This window comes from Gluconobacter thailandicus F149-1 = NBRC 100600 (assembly GCF_000964465.1).
Classification (GTDB): domain Bacteria; phylum Pseudomonadota; class Alphaproteobacteria; order Acetobacterales; family Acetobacteraceae; genus Gluconobacter; species Gluconobacter thailandicus.
In genome coordinates this window covers 1-25557 of sequence record NZ_BANH01000017.1, presented here as the reverse complement: position 1 = coordinate 25557, position 25557 = coordinate 1, and the positions used below count along the sequence as shown (strand labels likewise).

Annotated in this window: 24 protein-coding genes, 1 tRNA gene and 2 pseudogenes; 14 read left to right on the top strand and 13 right to left on the bottom strand. The window is 55.5% G+C overall.

Annotated features, from left to right (window positions below):
* Positions 1–81: 81 nt before the first annotated feature.
* From B7444_RS05445 to B7444_RS17440, 6 genes and pseudogenes are all read left to right on the top strand, one after another.
* Positions 82–624 carry a hypothetical protein gene (locus B7444_RS05445; RefSeq protein ID WP_007282904.1) on the top strand — a complete coding sequence of 181 codons (543 nt, stop codon included), beginning with the start codon at positions 82–84 and terminating at the stop codon, positions 622–624.
* Entirely contained in the window at positions 621–1865 is a 1245-nt protein-coding gene (locus tag B7444_RS05440; protein ID WP_007282903.1) for a phage major capsid protein, read from the top strand. Before B7444_RS05445 ends, B7444_RS05440 begins: the two co-directional genes overlap by 4 nt.
* 3 nt (positions 1866–1868) lie before the next feature.
* The gene (locus tag B7444_RS05435) at positions 1869–2411 is read left to right on the top strand and encodes an HK97 family phage prohead protease (RefSeq protein WP_007282902.1); all 543 of its coding nucleotides are present in this window, start codon (positions 1869–1871) and stop codon (positions 2409–2411) included.
* On the top strand, positions 2411–3739 hold the full coding sequence (locus B7444_RS05430) for a phage portal protein (protein WP_007282901.1): 1329 nt from the start codon (positions 2411–2413) through the stop codon (positions 3737–3739). Before B7444_RS05435 ends, B7444_RS05430 begins: the two co-directional genes overlap by 1 nt.
* Positions 3736–4005 carry a helix-turn-helix transcriptional regulator gene (locus B7444_RS16330; RefSeq protein WP_146911312.1) on the top strand — a complete coding sequence of 90 codons (270 nt, stop codon included), beginning with the start codon at positions 3736–3738 and terminating at the stop codon, positions 4003–4005. Before B7444_RS05430 ends, B7444_RS16330 begins: the two co-directional genes overlap by 4 nt.
* Positions 4002–4994: pseudogene (locus B7444_RS17440) on the top strand (site-specific integrase); the annotation flags it as partial. The gene B7444_RS16330 and the pseudogene B7444_RS17440, both read left to right, overlap by 4 nt.
* Positions 4995–5133: 139 nt before the next feature.
* Here the strand turns inward: B7444_RS17440 and B7444_RS05420 are convergent.
* From B7444_RS05420 to hisG, 7 genes are all read right to left on the bottom strand, one after another.
* Positions 5134–5209, bottom strand: a tRNA-Phe gene (locus B7444_RS05420).
* Positions 5210–5270: 61 nt separating this feature from the next.
* The gene (locus B7444_RS05415) at positions 5271–5447 is read right to left on the bottom strand and encodes a DNA gyrase inhibitor YacG (protein WP_007282899.1); all 177 of its coding nucleotides are present in this window, start codon (positions 5445–5447) and stop codon (positions 5271–5273) included.
* Entirely contained in the window at positions 5444–6487 is a 1044-nt protein-coding gene (locus B7444_RS05410) for a ribonuclease E/G (protein WP_007282898.1), read from the bottom strand. Before B7444_RS05410 ends, B7444_RS05415 begins: the two co-directional genes overlap by 4 nt.
* Positions 6484–7131: a Maf family protein gene (locus tag B7444_RS05405; RefSeq protein ID WP_007282897.1), complete on the bottom strand. Its 648-nt coding sequence runs from the start codon at positions 7129–7131 to the stop codon at positions 6484–6486. The genes B7444_RS05410 and B7444_RS05405 overlap by 4 nt, the downstream gene beginning before the upstream one ends.
* Before the next feature lie 13 nt (positions 7132–7144).
* Positions 7145–7363, bottom strand: a complete 219-nt coding sequence (infA, locus tag B7444_RS05400; protein WP_007282896.1) for a translation initiation factor IF-1 — start codon at positions 7361–7363, stop codon at positions 7145–7147.
* 382 nt (positions 7364–7745) lie between these two features.
* Positions 7746–9038 carry a histidinol dehydrogenase gene (gene hisD / locus B7444_RS05395; RefSeq protein WP_007282895.1) on the bottom strand — a complete coding sequence of 431 codons (1293 nt, stop codon included), beginning with the start codon at positions 9036–9038 and terminating at the stop codon, positions 7746–7748.
* Positions 9035–9739, bottom strand: coding sequence for an ATP phosphoribosyltransferase (gene hisG / locus B7444_RS05390; protein ID WP_029495740.1), 705 nt, complete (start codon positions 9737–9739; stop codon positions 9035–9037). Before hisG ends, hisD begins: the two co-directional genes overlap by 4 nt.
* Positions 9740–9857: 118 nt before the next feature.
* Between hisG and B7444_RS05385 the strand changes: the two genes are divergently transcribed.
* A complete protein-coding gene (locus B7444_RS05385) occupies positions 9858–10301 on the top strand; it encodes a GntR family transcriptional regulator (protein ID WP_007282893.1) in 444 nt (147 codons plus the stop codon).
* Complete coding sequence (locus B7444_RS05380) at positions 10298–11221, top strand: SPFH domain-containing protein (RefSeq protein ID WP_035729495.1); 924 nt, start codon at positions 10298–10300, stop codon at positions 11219–11221. The genes B7444_RS05385 and B7444_RS05380 overlap by 4 nt, the downstream gene beginning before the upstream one ends.
* 3 nt (positions 11222–11224) lie before the next feature.
* Here the strand turns inward: B7444_RS05380 and B7444_RS05375 are convergent.
* Positions 11225–12170: pseudogene (locus B7444_RS05375) on the bottom strand (LysR family transcriptional regulator).
* Positions 12171–12298: 128 nt separating this feature from the next.
* On the opposite strand from B7444_RS05375, the gene B7444_RS05370 reads away from it, so the two are divergent.
* The gene (locus B7444_RS05370) at positions 12299–13072 is read left to right on the top strand and encodes an SDR family oxidoreductase (RefSeq protein ID WP_007282889.1); all 774 of its coding nucleotides are present in this window, start codon (positions 12299–12301) and stop codon (positions 13070–13072) included.
* A gap of 46 nt (positions 13073–13118) precedes the next feature.
* Here the strand turns inward: B7444_RS05370 and B7444_RS05365 are convergent, their stop codons facing one another.
* From B7444_RS05365 to B7444_RS05355, 3 genes are all read right to left on the bottom strand, one after another.
* Positions 13119–15731 carry a TonB-dependent receptor plug domain-containing protein gene (locus B7444_RS05365; RefSeq protein WP_007282888.1) on the bottom strand — a complete coding sequence of 871 codons (2613 nt, stop codon included), beginning with the start codon at positions 15729–15731 and terminating at the stop codon, positions 13119–13121.
* 189 nt (positions 15732–15920) lie between these two features.
* Positions 15921–16553: a guanylate kinase gene (gene gmk, locus B7444_RS05360; RefSeq protein ID WP_007282887.1), complete on the bottom strand. Its 633-nt coding sequence runs from the start codon at positions 16551–16553 to the stop codon at positions 15921–15923.
* Between the two features lie 95 nt (positions 16554–16648).
* Entirely contained in the window at positions 16649–17914 is a 1266-nt protein-coding gene (locus B7444_RS05355; protein ID WP_007282885.1) for an AI-2E family transporter, read from the bottom strand.
* A gap of 174 nt (positions 17915–18088) precedes the next feature.
* Here B7444_RS05355 and pqqA point away from each other — a divergent pair, with 174 nt between their 5' ends.
* The 5 genes from pqqA to pqqE all read left to right on the top strand — a co-directional run bounded on the left by pqqA (position 18089) and on the right by pqqE (position 21225).
* Complete coding sequence (gene pqqA, locus B7444_RS05350; protein WP_010502998.1) at positions 18089–18169, top strand: pyrroloquinoline quinone precursor peptide PqqA; 81 nt, start codon at positions 18089–18091, stop codon at positions 18167–18169.
* Positions 18170–18258: 89 nt separating this feature from the next.
* Entirely contained in the window at positions 18259–19173 is a 915-nt protein-coding gene (gene pqqB, locus B7444_RS05345; RefSeq protein WP_007282884.1) for a pyrroloquinoline quinone biosynthesis protein PqqB, read from the top strand.
* On the top strand, positions 19170–19889 hold the full coding sequence (gene pqqC, locus B7444_RS05340; RefSeq protein ID WP_007282883.1) for a pyrroloquinoline-quinone synthase PqqC: 720 nt from the start codon (positions 19170–19172) through the stop codon (positions 19887–19889). Before pqqB ends, pqqC begins: the two co-directional genes overlap by 4 nt.
* Positions 19886–20161, top strand: coding sequence for a pyrroloquinoline quinone biosynthesis peptide chaperone PqqD (gene pqqD, locus B7444_RS05335; RefSeq protein WP_007282882.1), 276 nt, complete (start codon positions 19886–19888; stop codon positions 20159–20161). The genes pqqC and pqqD overlap by 4 nt, the downstream gene beginning before the upstream one ends.
* Positions 20158–21225, top strand: coding sequence for a pyrroloquinoline quinone biosynthesis protein PqqE (gene pqqE / locus B7444_RS05330; RefSeq protein WP_007282881.1), 1068 nt, complete (start codon positions 20158–20160; stop codon positions 21223–21225). Before pqqD ends, pqqE begins: the two co-directional genes overlap by 4 nt.
* 9 nt (positions 21226–21234) lie before the next feature.
* On the opposite strand, the gene B7444_RS05325 is transcribed toward pqqE, so the two are convergent.
* Both B7444_RS05325 and B7444_RS05320 read right to left on the bottom strand, forming a co-directional pair.
* Positions 21235–23361 carry a hypothetical protein gene (locus B7444_RS05325; RefSeq protein ID WP_231502832.1) on the bottom strand — a complete coding sequence of 709 codons (2127 nt, stop codon included), beginning with the start codon at positions 23359–23361 and terminating at the stop codon, positions 21235–21237.
* A gap of 251 nt (positions 23362–23612) precedes the next feature.
* A partial coding sequence (locus tag B7444_RS05320) for a glycosyltransferase family 2 protein (protein WP_252365374.1) occupies positions 23613–25557 on the bottom strand: 1945 nt, incomplete at its 5' end.

The window sequence follows — 25557 nt, the reverse complement described above, 5'->3', positions numbered from 1 at the left end:
CAGAGTTCTTGTTTTTAGGTTTGGGTTCACGATAAACCCAAATGGTTATCGGATGAATAACCTCTCCTGAAAGGACGCTCAATGTCTGTCGATAATGACGAACACCTCTACCGTCTGCCTCACCTGTGCGCAGGCGGTAAGATTTCTCGCGGCACTCTTCTTGGTTGGATCAAGCGAGAAGACAACATCATCTTTGCTGATCTGGACCAGAAAGAGACTTCCGGTCGCGGTGGAGCAATCATCTTCTCGCGTCGTCAGGCTATTCAGACTGGCCTTGTGGCCGAAGGGCAGCGTCTTGGCTTGCCGGTGGCTCTCGCTGCCAAGGTTGCTGCGGGCTTTGCGTATGTCGGGCGCTCCGAAATTGGTCCGCTTCCCGGCTTCGTGCCCGGAGAACTGCTCAAGGGCGGTCGTCGCACGTATCTGGTCCATTTCGAGGGGGCTGAAACAGCATCGGTGCTGGCTGGTCTCTCTGACTTGGAATTAGCCGCCGCTGCCGGTGAACAAGGCGTATCGGCTTTCAACGCCTTCCATGTCATCAACGTGAATGCCGTTGTGCAGCGTATGGACGAGGCGCTGGAAGCGAATGTTGGCCCTCACTCTCACGATGTTGGCGGTGTGGCATGAATAGCTCTGCAACCCGCACGCTTTCCGCCGTTCTGGCGGACATGGAAGCGATCAAAGGCCAGAGCGGCCCGGAGATCGACAAGCGTTGGTCTGACCTGGAAACGGAAGCCAATGCGCTCAAGGCCCGTGAAACCCGTCAACGTGCCTTGGACGATCTAGCGCGTTCGGCTCCGGGTGTTTCGCTGTCTGGCGATGCTCATTACCAGCGGGCGCGCAACAGCTTCACTCTGGTCGATGCGGTCCGTGCCCAGGTACGCGGGATCACGGATGATGATCGGACCGGGCGGGCGCGTGAAATGTCTGCCGAGATCGAGCGTCGTACAGGCCAGAAGCCGCAGGCAGGCGGCATTCTGGTGGACCTCACGCCTAATCTGGAAACCCGCGCAACGCTGACGACTGGCGCTCAGGGGACCGCTGGTGAAGCGGCGAGCTTGATCCCGACACAACAGCGCCCGGACCAGTTCGTTAGCCTTCTGCGGGCGCGCCTGATTACGCAACAGCTTGGCGCGGTCGTGCTGGATGGCCTTTCTGGCAATATCGGTATTCCTCGCCAGACGGCTGCGGCGCAGGCGGCATGGGTTGGGGAAAACCAGACTCTTCCTGCGGGAAATCCAGCCTATGACGGCATTGTCATGAGCCCGAAGACATGCGGATCAATCGCTGAAATCAGCCGAAATACACTGATGCTTTCCAGCCCTGCTGCTCAGGAATTGGTACAATCCGATCTTCTAGCAGTCATGGCGCAGGCTCTGGACGCTGCTGCTCTGGCTGGTGATGGAACCAACTTCACCCCTAAAGGTGTCATTCCGCAGGCTGCACATACTGCCGATTACACGGCAGGAAGTTTGTCCTGGCCGGAAATTCTTGCTCGCCTGACGGATCTGGAAACGGCCAATGCGGTGCCGAATGGGTGGGCGATTGGTGCAGGTGTTCGCGCATCCCTAATGGCAACTCCGAAGGCTGCCTCGGTGGGTGCCGGGTTCATCATGGATGATGGAACGCTAGCGGGCCTGCCCGCACAATGGAGCACCAACGTTCCGGCTGGTTCTCTTGTCCTGGGGGATTGGACGAACCTGCTGATCGGCATGTGGGGTGTCGTAGAAATCCTGGTCAATCCATATGCGTCTGAAGCCTTCCAGCGCGGCAACGTGCAGATCCGGGTGATCCAGAGCGCCGATGTGGCGGTTCGCCGTCCGCAGGCATTTTCGGTTCTTGCCCCTAAAGCTGCGGCTGGGGGCTGATCCATGACGCGCGGGACAATGGAAATGCGCTTTTCGGCGGGTGTCACGCCTGCCGGAAGTGGCCTTACTCTCCGGGGTCTGGCGGTGCCTTATGACAAGCCCGCGCAGATCGGCAACTTCTCCGAACGTTTTACAGCCCATGCGCTCCGGTCGGCCTGCGAAGGTCAGGATATTCTGGCGTTGCAGGACCACGATGCTGCCAAGCTGCTAGGGCGCACGCGCTCTGGCACCTTGCAACTCGAAGACCGGGCCGATGGGCTGCACTTTGCTCTTGATCTGCCAGATACCGAACGTGGCCGGGATGTGCATGCCATGGCCAAGCGCGGCGATCTTGGCGGCGTAAGCATTGGCTTTTCTGATGCTGTTGACGAATGGCAAGGGCGAGAAACCCGGATCATTCACGGGGCGCGGCTGCACGAGATTTCCATCATCTCTTCGCATCCCGCCTATGCCGAAACTTTCGTGGAGCCGCGTAGTCGTCCGCTTGGTGAGATTTACCACGTAGAGCGATACCGGGACCGCGTTCTGACGATGTTGAGGCTGTAATGGGCTTTTTCACGAATTCAACGCCTCGCAGTCGTGTGCGGAAAGAACCTGTCCTGTCGATAGAAAGCCGGGTTTCAGGCCGATATTCTGACGGCTGGGGCGCTGTGAGCGTAGGTTTGGGCGCGACGCAGACGGCGCATGGTCCGGTGTCTGCATGGCTCTCTGAAAGCCTGTCCGCTGTTACTGCTTGCCTTGAAATCACAACCGCGTCGATTGCAAGCCTTCCAGCTTCTATCGTCGCTGATGCTGAAGATGGACGTCAGGCCGCCCAGGACACGTTGCCAGCCGTCAAACTGATCTCACGCCCGAACACGAGGCAAAGCTGGCCGTCATTCTGTATGCAAGTCGTTGCTGATTTGCAGATGCAGGGCAATTCCGTTTCGTGGATCAAGAAAGATGCACGCGGGGCTGTGGTCAGCCTCACGCCTATTCCCTGGACGTGGCTTAGTCCGCAAGTTGTTGGCGTTGGCACACACTCTCGGCTCGTGTTCGACGTTGTGACCTCAACGCCTGAAACTCAGCTTCTGGGTTTGCCGTCGCGTCTGCTGGACACGGAAGTCCTTCACATTAAGGCACGATCAGATAATGGCCTGATCGGTCGAAGCGTGCTTGCGCGGGCGGCTGGCGTCGTTCGCGAAAGCCTCGAAATGTCCAAGGTGGCAGAAAAGACCTGGCGAAACGGTATGCGGCCTTCTGGCTACCTATCATCGCCTTCGTATCTTACCCAAGAGCAACGCGCCCAGGCTAAGGCATCCCTCCAAGATTATTCCGGGGCGCTGAACGCAGGCAAAGTTCCACTTCTTGAAGGTGGATGGTCTTTCAAGCCAGCAAGCTTGAACAGCGCAGATGCAGAGTTTCTCGCAAGTCGGCAATTCGGTGTTGCTGAAATCTGTCGTCTGTTTCGTGTGCCTGAACCACTGATTCAATTAGGCGACCGGCTGCCGGCTGATTTGTCACCTTATCTGACGGCTTTCGCTCAACTTACCTTGGCGCCGATTGTGTCTGCGATTGAAGCCGAGTTTGACCAAGCGGTGTTGCCGGCCGGGTATCATCTTCTGATTGATATGGGCGGCTTACTGCGGGGCAATTATAGCGCGGTTGCCGCTGCTAACTGCGCTCAGGTGCAGAGCGGCATCATGACAGCGAACGAGGCGCGCAATGCGGTTGGGCTGTCTTCGCATGCTGATGGCGATGCGTTGCGAAACGGTAGCGCGCCGAACTGGCCTGCGGATGCGCCTGGCATGCCCTCTCTTGCACCGAAACCCGGTCATACTGATGACGGCTTTCCGGCTCCTGGCACGCATCAAAATGAAGGGGCAAGCGCGTGAAATACGATCATCTCCCGCCCGGTTTGGTGCCTATCTTTCTTCGGCGATCCGCGGCGGCGGCGTTCTGGGGGGTGAGTGAATCAACCTTTGATCGGATGGTCGAGGAAGGTCATGCGCCGCGCCCGATCCGTTTTGGAAAAATCGTTCTCTGGCATCGACCTTCGTTGGTGTCGGCTGCGGCTCGGATGAGCGGGGCTAAACCGGATGAAACAGCGCTTTTTTCAGGATTGGAAAGAGCTAATGAGTGGGATTCGGTATTGAAATGATCGTGGTCCGTAAGCACTACAAATATGTGGTGGAGGACACTGACAGGCACGGGAAAACCCGTGTCTATCTGCGTCGTCCTGGACATAGAAAAATCCGTCTCAGAGAAGCGCCTGGAACGCCAGAATTCGACGATGAATATCGCCGTGCATTGGCTGGAGAAATTGCGCCTGCTCAGTCAAAGAGTGAGGTTTTGATACCGGGCAGCTTTCGGGATCTCTGCGTGACGTATTATCGATCGGCTGTTTTCGGTCGTCTCGATAGTCGCACACGATATGTGCGACGGGGTGTACTGGACAATCTGTGTGAGAAATGTGGTTCCAATCCTGTCAGCACCTTGCTGCCGAAGCATGTAATGGCTTTACGGGATTCGAAGGCAGGTAAGCCGGAAGCTGGAAACGGCATCTTGAAGGCATTGCGTGCGCTGCTCGCTTTTGGCGTTCAGGTTGGGATGATCGAGAAAAACCCCGCGAAAGAGGTTGGATATATCCCTGCCAGTGGCAGCGGGTTTCATAGCTGGACGCCTGCCGAGATTGAGACGTTCGAGGCTTTCTATCCGATAGGATCACCGGCTCGCCTGGCGTTCGCAGTCTTGCTGTACACGGGGCAGCGTAGGAGCGATGCAGTTCGACTCGGTATCAAAGACATTCGGGATGGTTCTCTCACTTTTACACAAGTGAAAAACGGAAAGCGGAAGCCGGTTACCCTGACTTTACCAGTCGTGCCGGATTTATGGCGCATCATTGAGGCCACGCCTGGAGCATTAGAAGGCAACACGTTCATTCAAGGAATGAATGGGCGTCCTTACACGCCGGAAAGCTTTGGCAACCGATTTCGGGATTGGTGCAATGCTGCGGGGCTGCCTCAATGCTCGTCACATGGCTTGCGAAAGGCTGCGGCTGCGCGACTGGCAGAGCTTGGATGCTCGGCTCACGAAATTGCTGCGGTCACAGGTCACCGCTCTCTCAAAGAAGTTCAGAGATACACAAATGCAGCAGACCAAAAGCGGCTTGCAAAGCGTGCTTTCGCACGTCTGGTCAGTAACGAAAAGTCCCACTCACAGCACGAAAATCGCAGGTGGGACGGAAAGGACCGACAAGCTATTGATTTTGAAGGGGGAAGTTATGAAATGGTGCCCAAGACCGGGATCGAACCAGTGACACTGCGATTTTCAGTCGCATGCTCTACCAACTGAGCTACTTGGGCACCGGGCTTAAGGTGAAACACCCGCTGCGGAAACGGGGTGTAGCTCATGATTCGTTCGGGATCAACCCTTCGATTCAGGATTATCGTCCAGCTCTTCTTCATTGTCCTGCCTGAAGGACGGAACGCGGTAGTTGCCACTGAACCAGCGGCCTAGATCAACGTCCGCGCAGTGGCGGGAGCAGAATGGCCGGAAGGCTGCTTCCGTGGGGCGATGACAGATGGGGCAGGTTGCACTCATGACAGGCTCCAGCTTTCGGGTGCCGCGTTCGGGTTCAGAACCAGTTCCAGGGGAGCGGCGCGGCGGGATACGAAATCGTTCAGGGCATCCGGGTCACTTTCCAGTGCCCGGATGAGAGGGATAGACGCTGTCAGCACACGCCCTTTTCGCTCTTCGCGCAAAATGGTGCGCAACGCTGCCAGCGCCCTGCCATGTGGGGAGGATAGCAGCTCATGCAAGGGTGGTCGTTTGCGCGGACGGATGACTTCCAGCAGGCCGGATGGCGTTGCGCCCAGAACCTGAGGCTTGAGAGGGTCCTGCGCCATGGCGTCTCGCAGGAAGCTGACGAGCGCAGGTCTTTTGCGCGTCTTGACGCCTGCGGGGTCGATAAGCAGCGTGCCGGAGAGGTTTCTGAGCTGGATCTGCTGGCTCAGCGCGGGGAAACTGGTGACGTTACCCTTGAAATCCGGGTTGGCATTACTGTCGAGGTCGATCGCAATCAGCGCTGGTGTCGGGAAGAAGCTGGCGGTCAACAGGCCCAGGTCAGCCGTTTCAGAACCCAGTTCCTCGAACTCGCTCTCCAGAGTGCTGTCAAAAGCCCGCTGGCATCGTTGGAGTCTTGGGCGCAGTCGCGCAGATAGTCGTGCTGCGATGCCGGGGTCATCAATGTGGAGCGGCGCCTCAGGATACCGGTCGGCCAGCTCCTCCAGAGGGGTAGGGCCTGGGGCGATGAGGCGTGGCGTATTGTCGCTGTCCTGAGGGGGCTCTGCTTTGCGAAAACGCAGGCCTTTCCCGTTCTGCGCTGAGCGACTGACGCGGACAGAAACAGTTTGCCCCTGCACGAGCGCATCGCGGCAGGAAAGAAACCCACTTTCCCCATCATGGAGCGTGACGAATGCCCCACCCAGAGCCGGTGCCACAGTCTGAACGCGCGCTATGTGCCAGTCGTCGAGGCCATCTGGATGCCCGGGACGCCAGAGGCCGACATCGAGAAGCGTATCCTGGTTCGTAACTGCAATCCGTACCTCGCCCGGGGAACAGGCGGCGCGGATTTCAATCACGCGATCCACCCACCCTGACGGCGGGGCTGCCCGCGGAGAAGCTGTGCTGTCTCAAACAGGGGAAGCCCGACCACGGCAGAGTAGCTTCCGCCAATTTGTCGGATATGGGCTGCTGCTGCGCCCTGAATGGCGTAACCGCCAGCTTTGCCCTGCCAGTCACCATTAGCGATCAGGGCATCAATCTGGCTGTCCGTCAGACGATGAAACGTGACAGATGTCTCCACCAGACGTTCGTTGGCCACTCCGTCAACCCAGCCCACAGTCGGGCGAAGGGCAACGGCGGTCAGAACCTTGTGGTTCCGCCCGGAGAGGAGGCGGAGACAGGCGCGGGCTGTCTTTTCGTCTTCTGCCTTGGGAAGAATCCGCCGTCCCACAGCGACAACGGTATCAGCGCCGATGACTAGAGCGGCGTCCTGACGCTGCGATGCCGCATGATCCGCCTTTGCGCGGGCCAGACGCTGCGCCAGCGCACGGGGCAGTTCACCTGGGCGGGGCTCTTCATCCACGTCCGTGCTGACGACATCATCTGGCACGACACCGATCTGTCCCAGGAGGGCGAGGCGGCGGGGAGAGGCCGAGGCCAGGACAAGCGCCGGGCGCTTCAGACTGTCAGAGTCCGACAGTGAAGGCTGGGAGGGGGCCATGCGCCGCAGTCTCTTACTTGAAGCGGAAGGTGATCCGGCCCTTGGAGAGATCGTATGGCGTCATTTCAACATTCACGCGGTCACCGGCCAGAACACGAATACGGTTCTTGCGCATCTTACCACTCGTATGAGCGAGAATGGTGTGCTCGTTGTCGAGCGTGACGCGGAACATGGCGTTCGGTAGCAGTTCCATGACGGTGCCGGTGAACTCGATGAGGTCTTCTTTTGACATGAGAATCCTTGGTACAGAGACGAGGTAAAGGCCTGCACAGGGCAGTGGCTCCGATGGAAGCCTGAAAATCCAGTTCCGCTATGTGCGGACTGTCGGGCCAAACGTCAAGCTTGACGCAGCTTTTCGGGTATTTTTGAAGGAAAAGACGTCTGCTTTTGTTTTGACCCAGCGATCAATGTCGCATTGGGGCTGTCATCCAGCTCCTCATACCAGAAATGCGAACAGGATGGTTTGTGTCTTGATCGTGGAAAATGCCTGTCGATCAGGGGGCGGATTATGCGGAGACGTTTACATGATACAAGCGGGCCGCCGCCATTGAGCTGTTGATGGCCTGAAAGTCTGCCTGCCCTCAATGGGCAGGGCAGACTATACCCTCTCAGGTTCAGAGCTGATCCAGACGCAGGCTCAGGCTCAGGGCGTGTGCATCCAGACCTTCAGCTTGTGCAAGTGCAACGCCTGCGGGGCCGATTTTCTTCAGACCAGCTTCGTTGGCCTCAATAGTCGTCGTGCGCTTGATGAAGTCGAACACAGACAGACCGGATGCAAAGCGGGCGGTGCGACTTGTGGGCAGAACGTGATTGGGGCCGCCGACATAGTCTCCCACGGCTTCCGGGCAGTACCGTCCCATGAAGATGGCGCCTGCATGACGCACGAGCCCACTAAAGGCGCGGGGTTCGTCCAGCAGGACTTCCAGATGCTCAGGGGCCAACTGGTTCACGATGCGGGCGGCTTCCTCCAGATCTTTCACAACGATGATCGCGCCGTGATCAGCCCAGCTTTTTGCCGCGATGGCAGTGCGGGGCAGCGTCTGAAGTTCGGTCAGAACTGCCTGGTTTACCGCGTCTCCAAACGCTGCATCAGTTGTAATGAGGATGGCCTGAGCCTGTTCGTCGTGTTCGGCCTGTGCAAGCAGGTCAATGGCAGCCAGACGCGGATCATTGTTGCCATCCGCGACCACCACGACCTCTGATGGCCCGGCGATACTGTCGATCCCGACATGTCCGAACACCTGACGCTTGGCTTCGGCCACGAAGGCGTTTCCCGGCCCAACGATGCGATCAACCGGAGCAATACGCTCCGTGCCGTAGGCCATCGCCCCCACAGCGTGAGCGCCGCCAATGCGATAGATTTCCTCGACACCACACAGACGGGCGGCTGCCAGAACCAGTGGATTCAGTACCCCATCAGGGGACGGCACGCACATGGCTACCCGCTGCACGCCTGCAACACGTGCGGGCAAAGCATTCATCAGAACGGAAGACGGATAAGCCGCTTTCCCGCCGGGAACGTACAGACCAACGGCATCAAGGGCGGTCCAGCGCATACCAAGGCGGATGCCCTCGTCATCCGTGAAATCCAGATCTTTTGGCATCTGCGCGGCATGGAAGGCTTCAATGCGGCGGGCAGCCGTTTTGAGAGCGTCCATCAGATCCGCAGGCACGCGGTCTGCTTCACGGGTGATTTCTTCCGCACTGATCCGCAGTTTGTCGGCCGAGAGCGTCAGACGATCAAAACGGGCCGTATAGTCACACAGCGCCTCGTCCCCACGGGTACGGACATCTGCCAGAATGGCGCGGACCGGCTCGGCAACGCTCCGTTCCTCACTGCTGCGATCAGCCATCAGGCTGGCGAAATCGTTTTCAAAACCGGGATTGAGGGTATTGAGACGTTTCATTTCGCTGCTGCTTCCTCGCTCAGGGCGGCCCGGAACCGTTCGATCAGGAGACCGATCTCTTCCGGGCGTGTCTTGAGGGCCACGCGGTTGACGATCAGACGGCTTGTGACGTTCGCAATGGTCTCCGTCTCCATCAGACCATTGGCGCGGAGGGTGGAACCGGTATCCACGAGATCCACGATGACGCTGGCCAGATCGAGTGTCGGCGCAAGTTCCATGGCACCGTTCAGATGCACGATTTCGGCATTGATGGCGCGGGAGGCGAAGTGACGGCGGGCAATGGTCGGATATTTCGTTGCGACACGCAGGCGGGACTGCGATGCGGCCGGATCTTCGGTCACATTCTTGGGGCGTGCGACGGAGATACGGCAGCCGCCAATACCGAGATCCAGCGGCGCATAGATGTCTGGATAATCGAATTCCATGAGAACATCAGCCCCACAGACGCCAATGTGCGCGCCGCCATAAGCCACGAAAGTCGCAACGTCAAAAGAGCGGACGCGGACGACATCCAGATTAGGGTAGGATGTTCCGAACCGCAGACGGCGGCTGCTTTCTTCAAGGCAATCCGCATCCGGCTCGATGCCGGTTCGTTTCAGAACAGGGGCCAACGCCTTGAGAATTCGCCCTTTTGGAAGGGCGAGGATCATCGGAGAGCCGCTTCGGTCAGAAGTGTCCGTTCCGGTCTGAGGCGCTGTCATGAGGCGTCTGTCCTTGCTGTCCGCAGCCAATGAAATGAGAACAGCAGCGCATATCACGAAGCGGCGGTCTTCCAAAATTTCTTGACGGAAAGATTGTGATGATGACTATCTTGTATGCATGTCTGCAAATATAGAAACATTATTGTTTCCCACGCCCCTTCTGATCACCGGAGGTCTGCCGCTTCGTGTTCAGATGCGGGAGCGTATTCTGACGGCCATCGGTTCCGGGCTGCTCCAGCCCGGAGACCGGTTGCCGACAATGCGGGCGCTCTCTGTCCATCTTCAGGTCGATCTCAATACGGTTCAGCGTGCTTATGCAGAACTGGAGCGGCTTGGAGCCATCGAGACATTCCGGGCGCGTGGCAGTTTTGTCAGCACCCATCCCCCACAGTCTGATCCGGGTGTGAAGGAGCGCGAGGTCATGGACCTTGCAGCTTCGACGATCGCCCGAAGCCATGCTCTGGGTCTTGAGCCGGACCGTGTTCTTCAGGCGATGAAGACGCTTCTGGAGTCTTCATCCTCTATCGCGCCAGTGTCGGGCGCCGGAAAGGTACAGTCATGATTCAATATCCAACATTTCCGCCGTCCTTCTCCCGCCGAGGCAACGGGTTACCATTCAACGGGGTGGCAGTTGCACTGGCGGTTCTCTGTATTCTGATCGGGGTAGGTCTTCAGGTTACGACCCGGCAGATCGGATTTGTCATCGCCAGCGCGATTGTCGGGGCGTTCATTCTGCTGTCTCTGAAGATGTGTAATTCCTGGCAGCGTGCGCTGGTTTTGCGCGCCGGTAAAATCCAGGGGCTTCGTGGGCCGGGTCTGTTCCTGATCATTCCTTTTGTCGATCAGGTCAGTGAAGTGGTGGATCAACGTATCCGAACAGTGCCTGTCCACACGCGGCAGACCCTGACGCGCGATACGACACCCGTGGATGTGGACGCGGTGGTATTCTGGATGGTGCATGATCCGTTGCGGGCCATTACTGAGCTGGATGATTATGAAGGTTCAGTCTCCATGGTGGCACTGACGACCCTGCGCGAAGTGGTCAGCAGTTCGGATCTGGCCGTTCTGCTGGAAGACCGCAGACGCATTGATGATGAATTGCGTGATCTGATTGAGGTTAAGACGCGGGAATGGGGCGTTACGGTCCAGGCCGTGGAAATCCGCGACGTCCAGTTGCCTGATAATTTGCAGGACGCCATGAGCCGACAGGCACAGGCCGAACGTGAACGTGCTGCTCGGGTGACGCTGGCAAGTGCGGAGCGGCAGGTGGCCGTAGAACTGGCCGCTGCGGCCAAAACGTATGAAGCCTCGCCGATCGCGCTCCAGATCCTTCAGATCAATCGCGTCTTTGAAATGAACAAGAACCGCGGCACGACAATCCTGATGCCGACGACCATGGCGGACGCGATGGGTAATGCGACGGCTTTCGCGGCAGCTGTTCAGGCGGCTACCCAAGCGGGTTCTGACTCTACAGCGGAGTAAAAATTAGTCCGGAAGCACATGACGTTTGAGGAGAAGCTCCAGCCACTTCACAAACGTTGTGACCCTGTTCGTTGTATGATGTCTGTGAGGGTAGAGAATGGACATTGGAAGGGGCTCTGCACACCATTCCGGCATGACGCTCACAAGTTCTCCGTTCTGGAGATGTGGCTGAACGTCATAGGAAGGAATCTGGATCAGCCCCATCCCTGCAAGACAGCACGCAATCAGGGCTTCTGCATTATCAACCGTGACGCAGGCCGGAGGAAGGATGGATCTGCTTTCGCCATTCTCCATCCATTCCCACGGTTCCACACGTCCCGTAACGGGAGAGGCGTAGCGGATGACGTGATGACGTGATGACGTGATGACGTGATGACGTGATGACGTGATGACTGGTCAGGTCATGCGGATCTGTTGGTACTCCATATCGTTCCAGATAATCGGGGCTGGCGACATTCAGGAGGTGGAGTTCGCCTATTTTGTGACTGATGAGCCCTGAATCCTGAAGTGGTCCGACGCGCAGGACGCAATCTGTCTGTTCTTCCACGAGATTGATAGCACGGTCCGTCATGCCAAGTTCGATGGACAGGTCGGGGTGACGAGACAGAAAATCGGGCAGCGCTGGTGCAACGATTAACCGTCCGATCCGCCCTGGAAGATTGACGCGCAGAATACCTGCAAGCCCGTCGCGCTCTTTGCGAAACAGGGTATCAATGTCTTCCACGTCTGCGATAAGGCGCAGGCAGTGCTCGTAGAGTTTTTTGCCATCCTGGGTTGGAGAAACAGCGCGGGTCGTTCTGGCCAGAAGCCGGGTTCCTGTCCGGATTTCCAGATCCCGGATGGCTGTGGACACTGTGGATCGCGGCATGTTCAGCATGTCAGCCGTGCGGGTGAAGCTGGATGTTTCAACCACTCTGATGAAAATGCGGAAAAGATCGATCCGATCCAAAAGAACCTCGTAACAGTGGAAACCAGTTTGTTCAGAATTCCCGACAGGTGTGATCAGGAATAGGGTCTTGGTCCTGTTTTGCAGGACGGTACCCTGTGGGTCTCAATTCCGAAAGATGGAGACCTATCATGGTGGACCACACTCTAAAGGGGAAAACGGTTCTTGTTGCCGGTGGAGCCAAGAATCTTGGTGGCCTCATTGCCCGGGACCTTGCTGCGCAAGGTGTTCGTGCAATGGCCATTCACTACAATAGCGCAGAAACGAAAGCCGCTGCGGATGAAACCCTCGCCGCACTGAGGCAGACTGGTGTTGAGGCCGTAGCGTTCCAGAAGGATCTGAGAACGGCAGCCGGAAACGCCGATCTGTTCAGAGAGACCGTGGCGGCGATTGGCCAGCCGGACATTGCAATCAATACCGTTGGAAAAGTGCTGAAGAAGCCAATTGCCGAGACGTCTGAAGATGAATTTGATGAGATGTTCGACGTGAATACGAAGTCTGCATTCTTCTTCATCAAGGAGGCGGGCGTGCATCTGAAAGACAACGGTAAGCTTCTGACGCTGGTAACATCTCTTCTTGGAGCCTACACGCCGTTTTATTCCACTTACGCGGGAAGCAAGGCGGCGGTTGAGCATTTCACCCGTGCAGCTTCTAAGGAATATGGAGCACATGGTATTTCTGTGAATGCTATTGGCCCGGGCCCGATGGATACGCCTTTCTTTTATGGACAGGAAAGTGCGGATGCCGTGGCGTATCACAAGACGGCTGCGGCATTGTCTGCGCTCAGCAAAACGGGTTTGACTGATATTGAAGACATCGTTCCATTCGTGCGGATGCTTGTGTCTGACGGATGGTGGATGACAGGTCAGACCATTCTTGTGAATGGTGGTTATACGACCAAGTAATAAAAAAGGCTGATGAGGATATTCGCCTCATCAGCCCTGTCAGGGTTTAGAACGTCGCGTTGATACGGCCGTAGTAATAGCCGCCGTTGATCGGCACCTGTGCCGAGTTGGAGTCATAGACGGCGGCCCCGTAGGAGCTCAGCTCTTCGGGTAGTTTGCGCGGGCGGATGTTGAAGACGTTGTTGCCACCAACAGCAACATGCCAGTGTTCATTGAAGCGATAGCCAACTTCAAGATCCGTCAGCCAGCGTGGTGTGTTCTTGAACTGGCCAAAGCAGGTATTGGAGTAACGCAGGGCTGCGCCGCCTGCGGCCGCGCAGGTAGCGGATGTTGGTGTCCAATCCTGATAGGTCATCATGGAGGTGGTTTCTCCATAACGTGTCTGCCGGACGTTCAGATCCCATTTCCCGATTGTATAATACGCGTTGAGAATGATCTTGCTGCGTGGATAGCCTGTGGTCAGGTAGCCAATTGTCTGTGCATTCAGCAAGGGATTCCCATTTGTATCGGATGCGACATGGTGCATCCGGGTACGGTTCAAATCCAGTGCCATGCTGAGTGCAAGGTTGCCATAGCGATGCAGGTGGAACGTGTAATCCGCTTTAATATCCAAACCCTGTGTTCGGGTGCTTGCTACGTTTGCGAAATAATATGCGGAAACATTGCTAATATCAAACGAATTGACTGGGAGTGCATAACCCATTGCTTGAATGGCATCGACAGCGGCCTGGCCCTTTGTGGTTCCCCCCTGCGAGATTCGGTTGCGCAGATTGATCTGGTACACGTCGGCTTCCACATGGAAGCCTTTTACGGGTTCCACAACAACGCCGCCGCTGGAACTGATCGAATATTCTGGCTTGAGTGGGCTGGCACCAAGAATGCTTGCAGCGCTGGAACTGACAGGAAGCAGACCGCTCGCGCTGGTCGGACCAACACTCATGGTGCTGTAATGCTGTTCAGCAAGGGTTGGTGCCCGGAAACCGGTACTGATCGTGCCGCGGAAAGCCAGCCACGGTGTGGCGTCATAACGGGTTGAGACCTTGCCGTTCTGTGCATTACCCACATCGGTATAATGTTCAAAACGACCGGCGAAATCGAGGTCCCAATGCTTCAAGGGATGGAAGTCGCCATCAATATAGGCGGCCCAGATGTTTCGGCTCCACGAGCCTGCATTTTGCGGGCGCAGGCCAGCATAGCCCTGTGTGCCGCCAACTTCATAGGAAGCTGGCTCACCCGCAACGATGTCATACATTTCCAGACGATGTTCGCCGCCAAAAGCAAGGACCATTGGGACAGTATTGAAAATGTTGATCTTGCGTCGGAAATCCAGATTGTTGGTCCATTGGGCGTTTCGGTAGTTCAGAGCTCGAACTGTTGTGGGAGACCAGCCGCAGCCAATGGAGGAGTAATTGGCTACGTTGCCATTGTTGCAGGTGGATCCCAACAAGCCGGTATTGGCGGTATTCTTGTTGGAAATCTTGTCCTGATCTGCACCATAAACCGTGCTCAGATCCCAGTCGAAGCCATAGAAGTCGTGGCCCTTGAGGCCGAGTTCTCCAGCGTAATCGTCTTCATCAATGACTTCGAGCGGCGAGAAGCCGGAGGGATAGAGCGTTGGCGCAATGCTTGGGACGCGATAATTCTGGATTGCTTCGGCATGACGGTGGGCGTAGGTGACCTGCCCATAGAAATCGATTTTCTCCGTAATGGGTTTGCCAAAATCAATGCCCAGGTTTTCACGCGTCTCTTCGGGCGTGCTCATGATTTTATTAGAATCTTTGGGGACATTTCGCGCGTTAGCCACAACCCCGTTATAATAGCCATTGGTATTGGCGCCCGTGGGCCAGTATCCAAGAAGGCGGTGATCTTTTGCTCCCGCAACGAAATGGTCCGTGTGATAGACTTGCCCGCTGATGTGCATGAAGCCGTCATGGCCCAGTTTGAAACCGCCATCCGCGTTGAGCTGATACTGCCAGCCATCACCGTTATAGGCATTCGCACCCGTCTGGGCGGACATGTTCAGGCCGTGATCCTGCTTCTTGGTGATAATGTTCACCACGCCCGCAATCGCATCCGAACCATACATGGCCGCAGCGCCGTCTTCGAGAACTTCGATATGGTCGATCATGTTGGCCGGGATCATGTTCAGATCCACGGGAGTCGAACCAAACTGGGGGCCAGCGTTCTGTACGATATTGGCCGTGACATGCCGACGCTTGCCGTCAATCAGGATCAGTACCTGGTTCGGGTTCAGGCCGCGCATCCGGATGGAAGACGTAAGGGCAGCCGTATCGCTGCCTTTTGCTGAAACGTTGATGGAGGCATAGGTCCGGGTCAGGGCGTCGGCCAGATTCATCTGTCCGGAACGGCGAAGAGTTGCGGCCGTGACGACGGTGACGGGGCTTGTACTTTCGCGTGCATGTTTGTTGCTGGCGTGAGTGCCAGTCACAATCATGGTCTCATTCCCACCAGCCGGGGCGGCACGGTGACGAACAACCTGCTGTTTTGTGGCGGCCGCTGTCTTGCTGGTTGTTCGGTGAGGGGCAGCGTGAACGGCTGCCCCTGTAACAGTAGGATCTGTTGCAGCAAGAGCCTGTGTTTCTACGGAAGACGCCAGTAGGGACGTTGTTGCAAGAAAAAAGAGACGTCTTGATAACATACTGGCGACTCCCGGAAGAATATTTGATGCAGCACGGTGCTGTTCCAGATAGTCATAACGAAACCGTTACGGTCTGCCATAGTAATTATGTATTAGAAATATTTTGTCATTCTGAGGATCGAGGTCAAAACAGGGCTCCCGTCGAATGATGGCAGCCCTGTTGAGAGTATATCTGAAAAATATGGCGGATCAGCGGGGTGGGTTGAATCCCGCAACGATATTCACGAGGTTCCGTTGGCGCCGGGTGGTGAGGCGTGCTGCCGTCAACACTGAGCGTGCCTGAGAGATGGCGGTATCAAGATCCGAGTTGATGATTGTATGATCGAATTCTGCCCAGTGGGAAATCTCATTGAGCGCAGCGTTCATGCGCTTCTCGATTTCCGTTGGATCATCGGAGGCACGCTTGTGGAGCCGGCGTTCCAGTTCTTCCAGAGAAGGGGGCAGCACAAACAGACTCACAACATCTTCAGGGAGGGCAGCGCGTAACTGCCGGTGTCCCTGCCAGTCAATGTCGAAGACCATGTCATGACCGGCGTCCAGAGCTTTCTCCACGGGGGACCGAGGTGTTCCGTAGCCACGACCGAACACTTCTGCCCATTCAAGAAGTTCTCCTGCCTCCGCCATCGCGCGGAAGGCATCGATATTGCGGAAATGGTAATGAACACCTTCTACTTCGCCGGGCCGGGGACTACGCGTCGTCACAGAGACGGAGTGCTTGAGGGAGGGCTCCGAAGCACGCAGGGCATTGGCGATCGTGGACTTGCCCGCACCGGAGGGGGCTGAGATCACCAGACAGACGCCGCGTCGGGACTGTTGGGTCATGGAGGTCTCCTTGAGATGGTTCCTGTGCCGGACAATGCCGCAGCCTCTACCCCGAAAACCCCCTGCCTGACCAGATGTTCCTCAAATGCGCTTTATCAGGGCTCGGACTGAAGCTGGGCCGTGATGGCGCTGCTGAGCGACCTTCTGCGGGATCCACCCAGAATATGTCCCAGTGGCGCCAGAACCTCGATGTGGTCGCAGACGATCTTGAAGACCGCGAGCATAGGGACAGACAGAAACGCACCGGAAATGCCCCACATCCAGTCCCAGAACAGCAGTGACCCCATGACGAAAACGGGATTGAGTGTGAAGCGCCTGGCCAGAAGCATAGGCGTAATAGTCTCACCCTCCAGTACATGAATCAACAGATAGATGGAGGGAGGTACCAATGCGTAGAGCAGGGAGGGAAAGGTGAAGAGTCCTACGACAAAATACACCACGACGCCGGTAAGGGGGCCGATGATCGGGATATAGTTGAGCAGAAAGGCCAGAACACCCCAGAGCAGCGGGTTTGGCATACCCGTTGCCCAGCACTGGATCATGTTGGCCAGACCGACCAGGAAATTCATCATGGTGATGGTGGCCAGATAAAGCGACACGTTCCGCTCGATCTGGGTCGTGATCTGGACCAGCCGCCGTTTCTTCCGGAAGGTCGGCATGATTTCCACAATGCGTCGGAGCAGTGTGTCCCCTTCCGTCATGAGGAAGAACAGCATCAGGAGCATGGAGAAAAACCCTCCAGCGACTTCTCTGGTTCCGGCAAGAACGGAAGTGCCCAGCTTGCTCAGAGCGCTCTCACCCCCAATAGGCGCGGATACAGCATGGGAACCGGATGGCCGGTACCCGCCAAACATCCCTGAAAGCCGTTGATAGTCCCGCTGCATCATTTCGATGGGACCACGTAGAACGGCCAGTTTGCTCTGAAGTGCCGGAAGGGTCTGGGGGGCACGGGAGATCCAGCCGGCTGCCGGGACAGAGATCGTTGTGGCAATACCGCCCACCACGCCAAACATGGCGATGATCAGAAGTAGGGCGGCCAGATGCTTGGGAAAGCGCAGCTTCTGTCGCAGGAATCGCATCGGGGCAATCATCATGAGATTGACCACCAGCGCGAAGACAAAAGGCAGAAGAATGGGTGCCGTGAAATAAAGGGAATAGAAGACGGCCAGAATCGTCAGGATCAGAACGCAGATATCCCGCACGTTCAGATGTTGACGCAATATGTTACGATCCAGCGTGGGATCTGGGAGATCCTCTTCTTCCTTTGAAAGATCAGAGATCGGGCAGGAACGGTCCTCTTCCGGCGGAAGAGAGCCTTTCTGGCTGGAAAACGCGGAAGGCTCAGTCGAAAGGCCGGACATGTTTGGTGCCTGAATCGGAGGAGATGATGTTCAGGTGAGAAGACCTGACAAAGGACACAGTTGCGTGTTCTGCCCAAAAACCCTCTTGAACTCCAGTAGGAACAGGTCACTAAATAATGATCAGAGCTGGTAGGGGTCTGCCCTGCTGGCGAACCTGCAGCTAGGAGACCAGCCATGGCTTGGAACACGCCGAAAGTTACCGAAATTCCGCTGGGCGCAGAAATCAACTCGTACGTCTGCGGCGAGAAGAAGTAATCATCTTTTCCCTTCTCGGGAAAAATGACGGCCGCCTCCCATAGGGGCGGCCGTTTTTCTGTTGATGCTACCAGACGGTTTTCTGAAAAATGATTGATGTCATCGTGCTCGGCTCCGCGGCCGGCGGTGGGTTCCCTCAATGGAACTCCGCAGCGCCCGGATGTGTCGCCGCTCGCACGCGACAGGGCGCACGCCCTCGCACTCAGGCCTCCATTGCCGTGAGTGCCGATGGAGAACACTGGTTTGTTCTCAACGCTTCCCCGGACCTGCGACAGCAGATCATCGAGACGCCAGCCCTTCACCAAAAAGGCAGTCTACGTGGAACACCAATCCAGAGTGTTATCCTGACCTGTGGCGAAATCGACGCCATTACGGGCTTGCTGACCCTGCGTGAACGTGAGCCTTTTACCTTGATGGGAAGTGAGTCCACGTTGGACCAACTGGCTGCCAACCCCATTTTCGGCGCGCTTGATCCAGCGATTGTCCCGCGTGTGGCTCTGATGCTGGACACACCGACAGTCTTGAAGTTGAAAGACGGCACTCCTTCCGGCCTGACACTCACGGCCTTTGCTGTGCCAGGGAAAGCACCGCTCTACGCCGAAGCTGAAGGTTCGCGCCCTGATGAAACGCTGGGTGTCTCGATCACGGATGGGATGCAGACAGCCCTGTTTATTCCGGGCTGTGCCCATATCACAGCAGACATCATCGAACGTGTCTCCCAGGCAGATCTGCTATTTTTCGATGGAACACTCTGGCGCGACGATGAAATGATCCGTGCTGGCCTGAGCCCAAAAACGGGTCAGCGGATGGGACATGTTTCGGTGCGGGACAACGGCGGCCCTGTCGAGTGTTTCGCGTCCTGTTCAAAACCGCGTAAAGTCTTGCTTCACATCAACAACTCGAACCCGGTTCTGATGGAAGACAGTCCGGAACGCAAAGACGTCGAGAACGCGGGGTGGACCGTGTCCGAAGACGGCATGACTTTCAGACTGGAAACACCATGACCCTCCTGACCCCCGATCAGCTCGAAGGCCTCCTCCGCCATATTGGTGCCGAGCGCTACCACAATCGTCATCCGTTCCATCGCAAGCTGCACGATGGTCTGCTGACGAAGCAGCAGGTTCAGGCCTGGGCACTGAACCGCTACTATTATCAGGCCAAGATCCCTGCCAAGGATGCAACGCTCCTTGCTCGCCTGCCCACCGCCGAGCTGCGTCGCGAATGGCGCCGGCGTATCGAAGATCATGATGGCACAGAGCCCGGAACAGGCGGTGTTGCCCGGTGGCTCGTGCTTACGGACGGTCTGGGCCTTGATCGGGACTATGTAGAGAGCACGGACGGCTTGCTGCCAGCGACGCGCTTCGCTGTGGATGCGTATGTGAACTTTGTGCGGGATCAGTCCATCCTGGCCGCTATTGCCTCATCACTGACCGAGCTGTTTTCTCCGACGATCATCAGCGAACGTGTTTCCGGCATGCTGCGTCACTACGACTTCATTTCCGAAGAAACGCTGGCCTATTTTACGCCACGCCTCACCCAGGCTCCTCGAGATTCCGATTTTGCACTGGCTTATGTGCGTGAGAATGCCCGGACACCGGAACAGCAGCGGGAAGTTCTGGGGGCTTTGGAGTTCAAGTGCTCCGTTCTATGGTCCATGCTGGATGCGCTGGATTATGCGTATGTGGAAGACCATATCCCCCCAGGCGCTTTTGTCCCATGAGTGTGACGGAAGATACCGTGCTGTCTTTTGCCCGCGGTCATCGCCTTCAACAGGACCGCGTCCGGGATCTCTGGCTCGTCCAAGCTCCCGAAAAGGCTTTTATTATTGAAGGTGCCGCCCCACATATCCTGGGTCTCGTGGACGGGGAACGGACTGTTGGCAGTGTCATTGAGACGCTGACAGAACAGTTCTCCGCCCCGCGTGAGGTCATCTCCGCGGATGTTCTCGCGCTTCTTTCTGATCTGACGGAAAAGGGCGTTCTTCGCGCATGACCCTGCCCCAGCCTCCGATGAGCCTTCTGGCTGAACTGACACATCGTTGTCCGCTTGCGTGCCCCTATTGCTCTAATCCACTGGATTTGGAGCGCAAGGCGGCGGAACTGGATACGGCGGGCTGGCGTCGGGTGTTGGAACAGGCTGCGGAGATGGGCGTTTTGCAGGTTCATTTCTCCGGTGGCGAGCCTATGGCGCGGCCTGATCTGGTCGAACTGGTTACGTTGGCGCGGAAGCTGAACCTTTACACCAATCTTATCACATCCGGTGTTCTGCTGGATGCCAACAAACTGGAAGCGCTGGATAAGGCTGGTCTGGATCATATCCAGCTCTCATTTCAGGATGTCACGGAAGAGGGCGCTGAGCGCATTGGTGGCCTGAAAGGCGCACAGGAGCGCAAGCTGAAGGCCGCTCGGCTCATTCAGGCATCCGGGATTCCCATGACGCTGAATTTCGTTGTTCACAGGGAAAATGTCGCGCGGATTCCGCAAATGTTTGAACTTGCCCGCGAACTGAAAGCGGGCCGCGTGGAGATCGCTCATACCCAGTATTACGGTTGGGGACTGAAGAACCGGGATGTTCTTCTACCAAGCCGGGAGCAGCTTGAAGAATCTACCCGGGCCGTTGAAGCTGAACGTGCTAAAGGCGGCTTGGCTATCGACTATGTGACGCCTGATTATCACGCAGACAGACCCAAACCCTGCATGGGCGGTTGGGGGCAGAGGTTCGTGAATATCTCGCCATCTGGCCGCGTTCTACCGTGTCATGCGGCAGAAATCATCCCGAACATGACGTTTCCGAATGTCCGGGATGAGTCTCTGGCGGAAATCTGGAACAACTCCCGCCTGTTCAATATGTTTCGTGGAACAGAGTGGATGCCGGAAGCCTGTCGCTCCTGCGACCGCCGGGAAATCGACTGGGGCGGATGCCGTTGTCAGGCTCTGGCACTGACGGGAGATGCAGCTAATATGGACCCGGTATGCGGCCGGTCTCCGTTCCATCACATTGTGGAAGAGGCTGTCGAGCACACGGAAGCAAAGAATTTTGTTTACCGGCGCTTCTGAATGAAGCTCTCAGTAACTGCTTAGGGCTACACGTTTCCAAGTGTTCTCGGCAACACAGACATAATGGTAGTCTGCATCATCTGTGAATTCTCCTACTTTGCAGGCCGACGAGGATGCCGGGGAGGACAGGGTTTCCTGGTAGCGCCTTGCTGTAACAGAACCTGTAAACGTACCATTATAGGCGGTCAGACTAGCATCGCCGCCCTGATAGGTTTTGGCAGATAAGGTAAGACCCCCCACGCCGGATGGCGCATACCAGTAAGACCAGCCGTTTTTGTCCGCTGGTGCAAAAGTCATGCGCTGGCCGTTCATCATCGTAATCGGACCTTGAGCGTTCACTTGTGGCCCAAGGCGTACAGTTCCGTTGTAATCTACTTGGATTCCGCAGCTGGAGTCAGATCCGGTGTTGCCTCCCGATCCACCGCAGAGTGAAACGCCGCCATTATTTGTTCCGCCCTGATTGAAAACAACCTGCCCCCACGCAGCCAGCCCGGATGGCATCCCGTCGCCCGGAGAACCGCCATTGATAATTCCAACATGCATGGCGTTCCCGCCTGGACCGACAGTATCGGTTTCCTTGGTCATGAACGTGGTCAGGCGCATCAGGGAACTGCCCTGACTATCTGGGAAGGCTCCAATATCGGACATTTCATAAAGCTTGCTTGCAGAGTCTGACCCTTTTCCGCCGCCGACATAAAAGGAATGACCAATGATCGCATTTCCATCGGTCGGACCATCCAGTTTGAGCAGGTTGTGAATGTCACCGCTCAGGGCCATGGCAAAACTGTCTTGTGTCAGGGCTTCACGGCCCATGGGCGTTCCGAAGGAGCCGGCAACAGAAACTGTGATTCCATCCAGATGAACCTCATTCTTGCGGGTAGCCCAGTACCGCAGGTCAATTTCGTCCGCTGTCAGTGCGTGCGCTGTTGCCGTGCCACCGGTGACAGCAGTTGTTTTCCCTGTCGGATCGTCACCTGCGCGGGAACCATCGTACGCCAGGTACTCATTGCGTGCGCTTCCGTTGTTGGGATTACCAATGAAGACCACGGGATACCCATAGTTTGAAAAGAATGTATCAATAGTATCGCCCGTCTGCTGACCTGGAAACTGGCCGGAAGGGTGATCCGAAGCTTGAGGAATATCCCATGCTGATACGTTAATAGTTGTGCCATCGGCGCTCCATCCGGAAATAACGCCTAGATAGAAGTTGGATTGAGGTGTCTGCGATCCGCCCCACGTATCCGAATGGGTATAAGGTGCCCGCGTGTTGTTGATGATGTTAGTGTTAATATACATACCAATGCGAAGCTGTGTGATTTGTTCCGCCGTTAAAGGCGTTTTGAGCACAACGCTTGTGGCAGTGAATTTTGACACGGGTGGGACCATAAAAGCAGGCGCATTGATAACCCCGATATATTGACCCACGCCATCGCCCACGCAGATATGTCCAGCCCCCTGTCGCCAATCAAGAGTGCATATACCGTTCTGGGCATCAATATTCTGGGTAAAAAGAAGGCTCTCAAGTGTGCCTGCGTTGAAAGGCCCCCAAGGCTGACCGGCAATAACCAGAGATCCCGGGCGAGCTATTTCATTATTTGCCAAACCGGTCTTGGTATTCCACCCTTTTGTCGGCAAGCCGCCGATTTGCAGTGCATCAGGAGACTGGAAAGGGTCAGCGCTGTTGGCAACGCCTGTTACGACAGGAAAGCGGCCAGCATTGATCAGTGGTTGGGAACCTTGGCCTGCAGTTAGATCGACATCAAGGCTCGAAGTCTTGATCGGAGCAATAATGTTTCCGGCATTTACAAGGTTTTCCACACTGGTTCCATTGATTGAACCTGCGAGGTTGTTGGTGAGATTGGCTTTCGAATCCAGTCCGGCAATACCATTCGGCTTGCCGACGTTCTCTGCAGACAGATCTGTGCACAGATGAGGGGTTCCATTTGTTTCAACCGAGCAGACCGAAACAATGGGAACTGTCTGCCGCCATTGCCCATTGTTATCCTTGTAGGCGCGGACTCTTGGATTCCCACTCTCATCGAGAGTGGAAGCTAGGGCGAACGCATGATATTGCCCGTCGGTATCACGATATGTCTGAGGAATAGGCGCACAAAGCGCAGAATCAGTAAGCAGCAACAATGCACAAAATATAAATTTGCAACGAAAAAAAAACATTTCCATGACCTGCAAAAGGAATGAAAAGATTATTATTTTGAGATTTTTTTGTTGGCGAATATTTCGCAAACCTTATATATTTTATAAAATCCCCGCGTTCGCGTCAAGGGTGAACTTGATAAGCCCTTAATAATTTCAACAATTAATTTGAGTAATATTTATAAATAACCGGAAAAAATTTTTATTATTTCTTCCGGTTATTGGGTAATTTTTTATTCTATTCCAAGAAAATCAATAAATTTTATGGTTCTATCGGACAGTCGATCCCGGATGTTCTCGGACTGAATTTGCTTACGAATGAGTTGGCATCTGTGCTCATATGTTTCGTAAACAGCGTTCTGTGCGTCGTTTATATTAGGAAGACTCAAGAGGTAGGAAAGTTCGCGATGCATGTCGTTATGACGCCCGGACAGCCATTTTTCTTCCTGATCCGTGCGCCAGTTCCCTTCAACCTGGGACATAAAATTACCAATCCAGGAATCAACAAAATTTCTGAGATCGATACCACTCTGTGAGGGATTGTCGCCTCGGTTACGTGATGACTTCCACATCCATTCTTCAGGCGATTTGTAGAAATAATGATAAATTCCAATGCCTGCGAAAACTGTCCGATCAGCAAAGCCGGGCCCAGCAGGCAGACCTCCCGGCGGAGAAACCCAGAGATGTGAAGACGCGTCAGACAAGCACATCGTCAAAGCATAGCGCGGTGAAGACGTCGGGTGATGAGCCGCAGACTGCAAGGCATGAGCTGGTCGGAACATGGATTTGACCAGATGGATACCAGCGCCAATGACATCATCACGGACAAAAGAACGATTACGTTCCGTCAAGGGAAGACGATAGGCTGTTTCATCGGTAAGCGGCTCGGAAGCCATAAACTTCCAGTTGAATGAAATGGAGTCCACGGCCCGGGTTTCCGTCCATTTCAGATAGTCCGGAAGAGATTTGTACAGGGTTGGGTCCAGAGCGATGAACTCATCAGCATCTATAACCGTGACCCACGCGAAGTTCAGAATGTCTGGCATGATGCCGAGAGCATGCCCATAAGCTTTTTGTTGGGCAGGTGTTCCGCGGGAGAGGTCATTTCTGATCCATGTGATGATCCCCTGTTCGGAGAGCGCTGCCAGAAGCCTATCGGAACTGTCATCATTATCGTTGCTGTAAAGGAAGAACCATTCCACGCCGATTGAACGATGATAAGCAATCCATTCAAGGAGATAGATACCCTCGTTTCTTACGCAGGCCAGTATGGCCGTCTTTCGGGATGGTTTGACGGCACGGCGCAGACTATGAACGCATGCATGCATGAAACTTCCGAGATCGCCTTGCTGACCCGAATAGGCCAGAGCGGTATAATTCTCTGGACAGACATACTGGGTGGCTGGGGCGAGGGATGGATTTTCCTGTCGCGCGCTCAGCCAGCCTCGAAGCGCAGGAATTCCTTCCTGACACCAGATATCCTCGGGAAGCTGGTCTTTCAAGGACAGGTAAAGCGCTTCCTCATTAAAAATGCGAGTTGCCAGACTTTCTATCGTCTCTGTAGCAAGGAACGGTAATGTTGCATCTAGAACTTCCGGAGTGCCCGCCGCATATCTGGATAGGACAGAAGAAACTATAATTTCTTCGGTTAGAGGCTGGCTGAATATTTTTTCAAGACGTGAACCGATCAGCTGCAGTCTGAGTGAAATATTTTCAGACGGGATATTTTCCAGCCTGAAAAGCTCCCACCCAAATATTTCGCGCCGATTTCCTTCAATACGACCAAATCCGGAATTGGGGTCGCATGCTATGGCAGAAATGCATGTCTGTTGAATCGGATGGTATAGAGCGCACTCATCATGGCTGAGTTTTTTCACTCGTAACGGAATTGCCTGGCTCGATAGATCAGAAAGAGCAATGCGAAAGTAGGTTGATTCGAGTTGGCCAACTAAAAATACAAGATCGGGGGCAGAATTGATTGTAATAGATATAATTTTTGATAAATCTTGGGAAATTTCTGTGAATGTGAGACTTGTATTCCCCAATTCACCAGAAGCCTTGTCTGCAACCAAGATTCCGTTATGAGCGGTTATTATTTCATGGAACTGAGGCATTCGCAGGGCTCTTCGATCTATTAAGAGCCTGTTTGGAAAATCGATCTGATGTGATTCAAGCTCT

Excerpts from the sequence above, each read along its gene's own strand:
- B7444_RS05445 (WP_007282904.1), top strand. The coding sequence starts at position 82 with ATGTCTGTCGATAATGACGAACACCTCTACCGTCTGCCTCACCTGTGC.
- B7444_RS05440 (WP_007282903.1), top strand. The coding sequence starts at position 621 with ATGAATAGCTCTGCAACCCGCACGCTTTCCGCCGTTCTGGCGGACATG.
- B7444_RS05435 (WP_007282902.1), top strand. The coding sequence starts at position 1,869 with ATGACGCGCGGGACAATGGAAATGCGCTTTTCGGCGGGTGTCACGCCT.
- B7444_RS05430 (WP_007282901.1), top strand. The coding sequence starts at position 2,411 with ATGGGCTTTTTCACGAATTCAACGCCTCGCAGTCGTGTGCGGAAAGAA.
- B7444_RS05415 (WP_007282899.1), bottom strand. The coding sequence starts at position 5,447 with ATGAGTGCAACCTGCCCCATCTGTCATCGCCCCACGGAAGCAGCCTTC.
- B7444_RS05405 (WP_007282897.1), bottom strand. The coding sequence starts at position 7,131 with ATGGCCCCCTCCCAGCCTTCACTGTCGGACTCTGACAGTCTGAAGCGC.
- infA (WP_007282896.1), bottom strand. The coding sequence starts at position 7,363 with ATGTCAAAAGAAGACCTCATCGAGTTCACCGGCACCGTCATGGAACTG.
- hisD (WP_007282895.1), bottom strand. The coding sequence starts at position 9,038 with ATGAAACGTCTCAATACCCTCAATCCCGGTTTTGAAAACGATTTCGCC.
- hisG (WP_029495740.1), bottom strand. The coding sequence starts at position 9,739 with ATGACAGCGCCTCAGACCGGAACGGACACTTCTGACCGAAGCGGCTCT.
- B7444_RS05385 (WP_007282893.1), top strand. The coding sequence starts at position 9,858 with ATGTCTGCAAATATAGAAACATTATTGTTTCCCACGCCCCTTCTGATC.
- B7444_RS05380 (WP_035729495.1), top strand. The coding sequence starts at position 10,298 with ATGATTCAATATCCAACATTTCCGCCGTCCTTCTCCCGCCGAGGCAAC.
- B7444_RS05370 (WP_007282889.1), top strand. The coding sequence starts at position 12,299 with ATGGTGGACCACACTCTAAAGGGGAAAACGGTTCTTGTTGCCGGTGGA.
- B7444_RS05365 (WP_007282888.1), bottom strand. The coding sequence starts at position 15,731 with ATGTTATCAAGACGTCTCTTTTTTCTTGCAACAACGTCCCTACTGGCG.
- gmk (WP_007282887.1), bottom strand. The coding sequence starts at position 16,553 with ATGACCCAACAGTCCCGACGCGGCGTCTGTCTGGTGATCTCAGCCCCC.
- B7444_RS05355 (WP_007282885.1), bottom strand. The coding sequence starts at position 17,914 with ATGTCCGGCCTTTCGACTGAGCCTTCCGCGTTTTCCAGCCAGAAAGGC.
- pqqA (WP_010502998.1), top strand. The coding sequence starts at position 18,089 with ATGGCTTGGAACACGCCGAAAGTTACCGAAATTCCGCTGGGCGCAGAA.
- pqqB (WP_007282884.1), top strand. The coding sequence starts at position 18,259 with ATGATTGATGTCATCGTGCTCGGCTCCGCGGCCGGCGGTGGGTTCCCT.
- pqqC (WP_007282883.1), top strand. The coding sequence starts at position 19,170 with ATGACCCTCCTGACCCCCGATCAGCTCGAAGGCCTCCTCCGCCATATT.
- pqqD (WP_007282882.1), top strand. The coding sequence starts at position 19,886 with ATGAGTGTGACGGAAGATACCGTGCTGTCTTTTGCCCGCGGTCATCGC.
- pqqE (WP_007282881.1), top strand. The coding sequence starts at position 20,158 with ATGACCCTGCCCCAGCCTCCGATGAGCCTTCTGGCTGAACTGACACAT.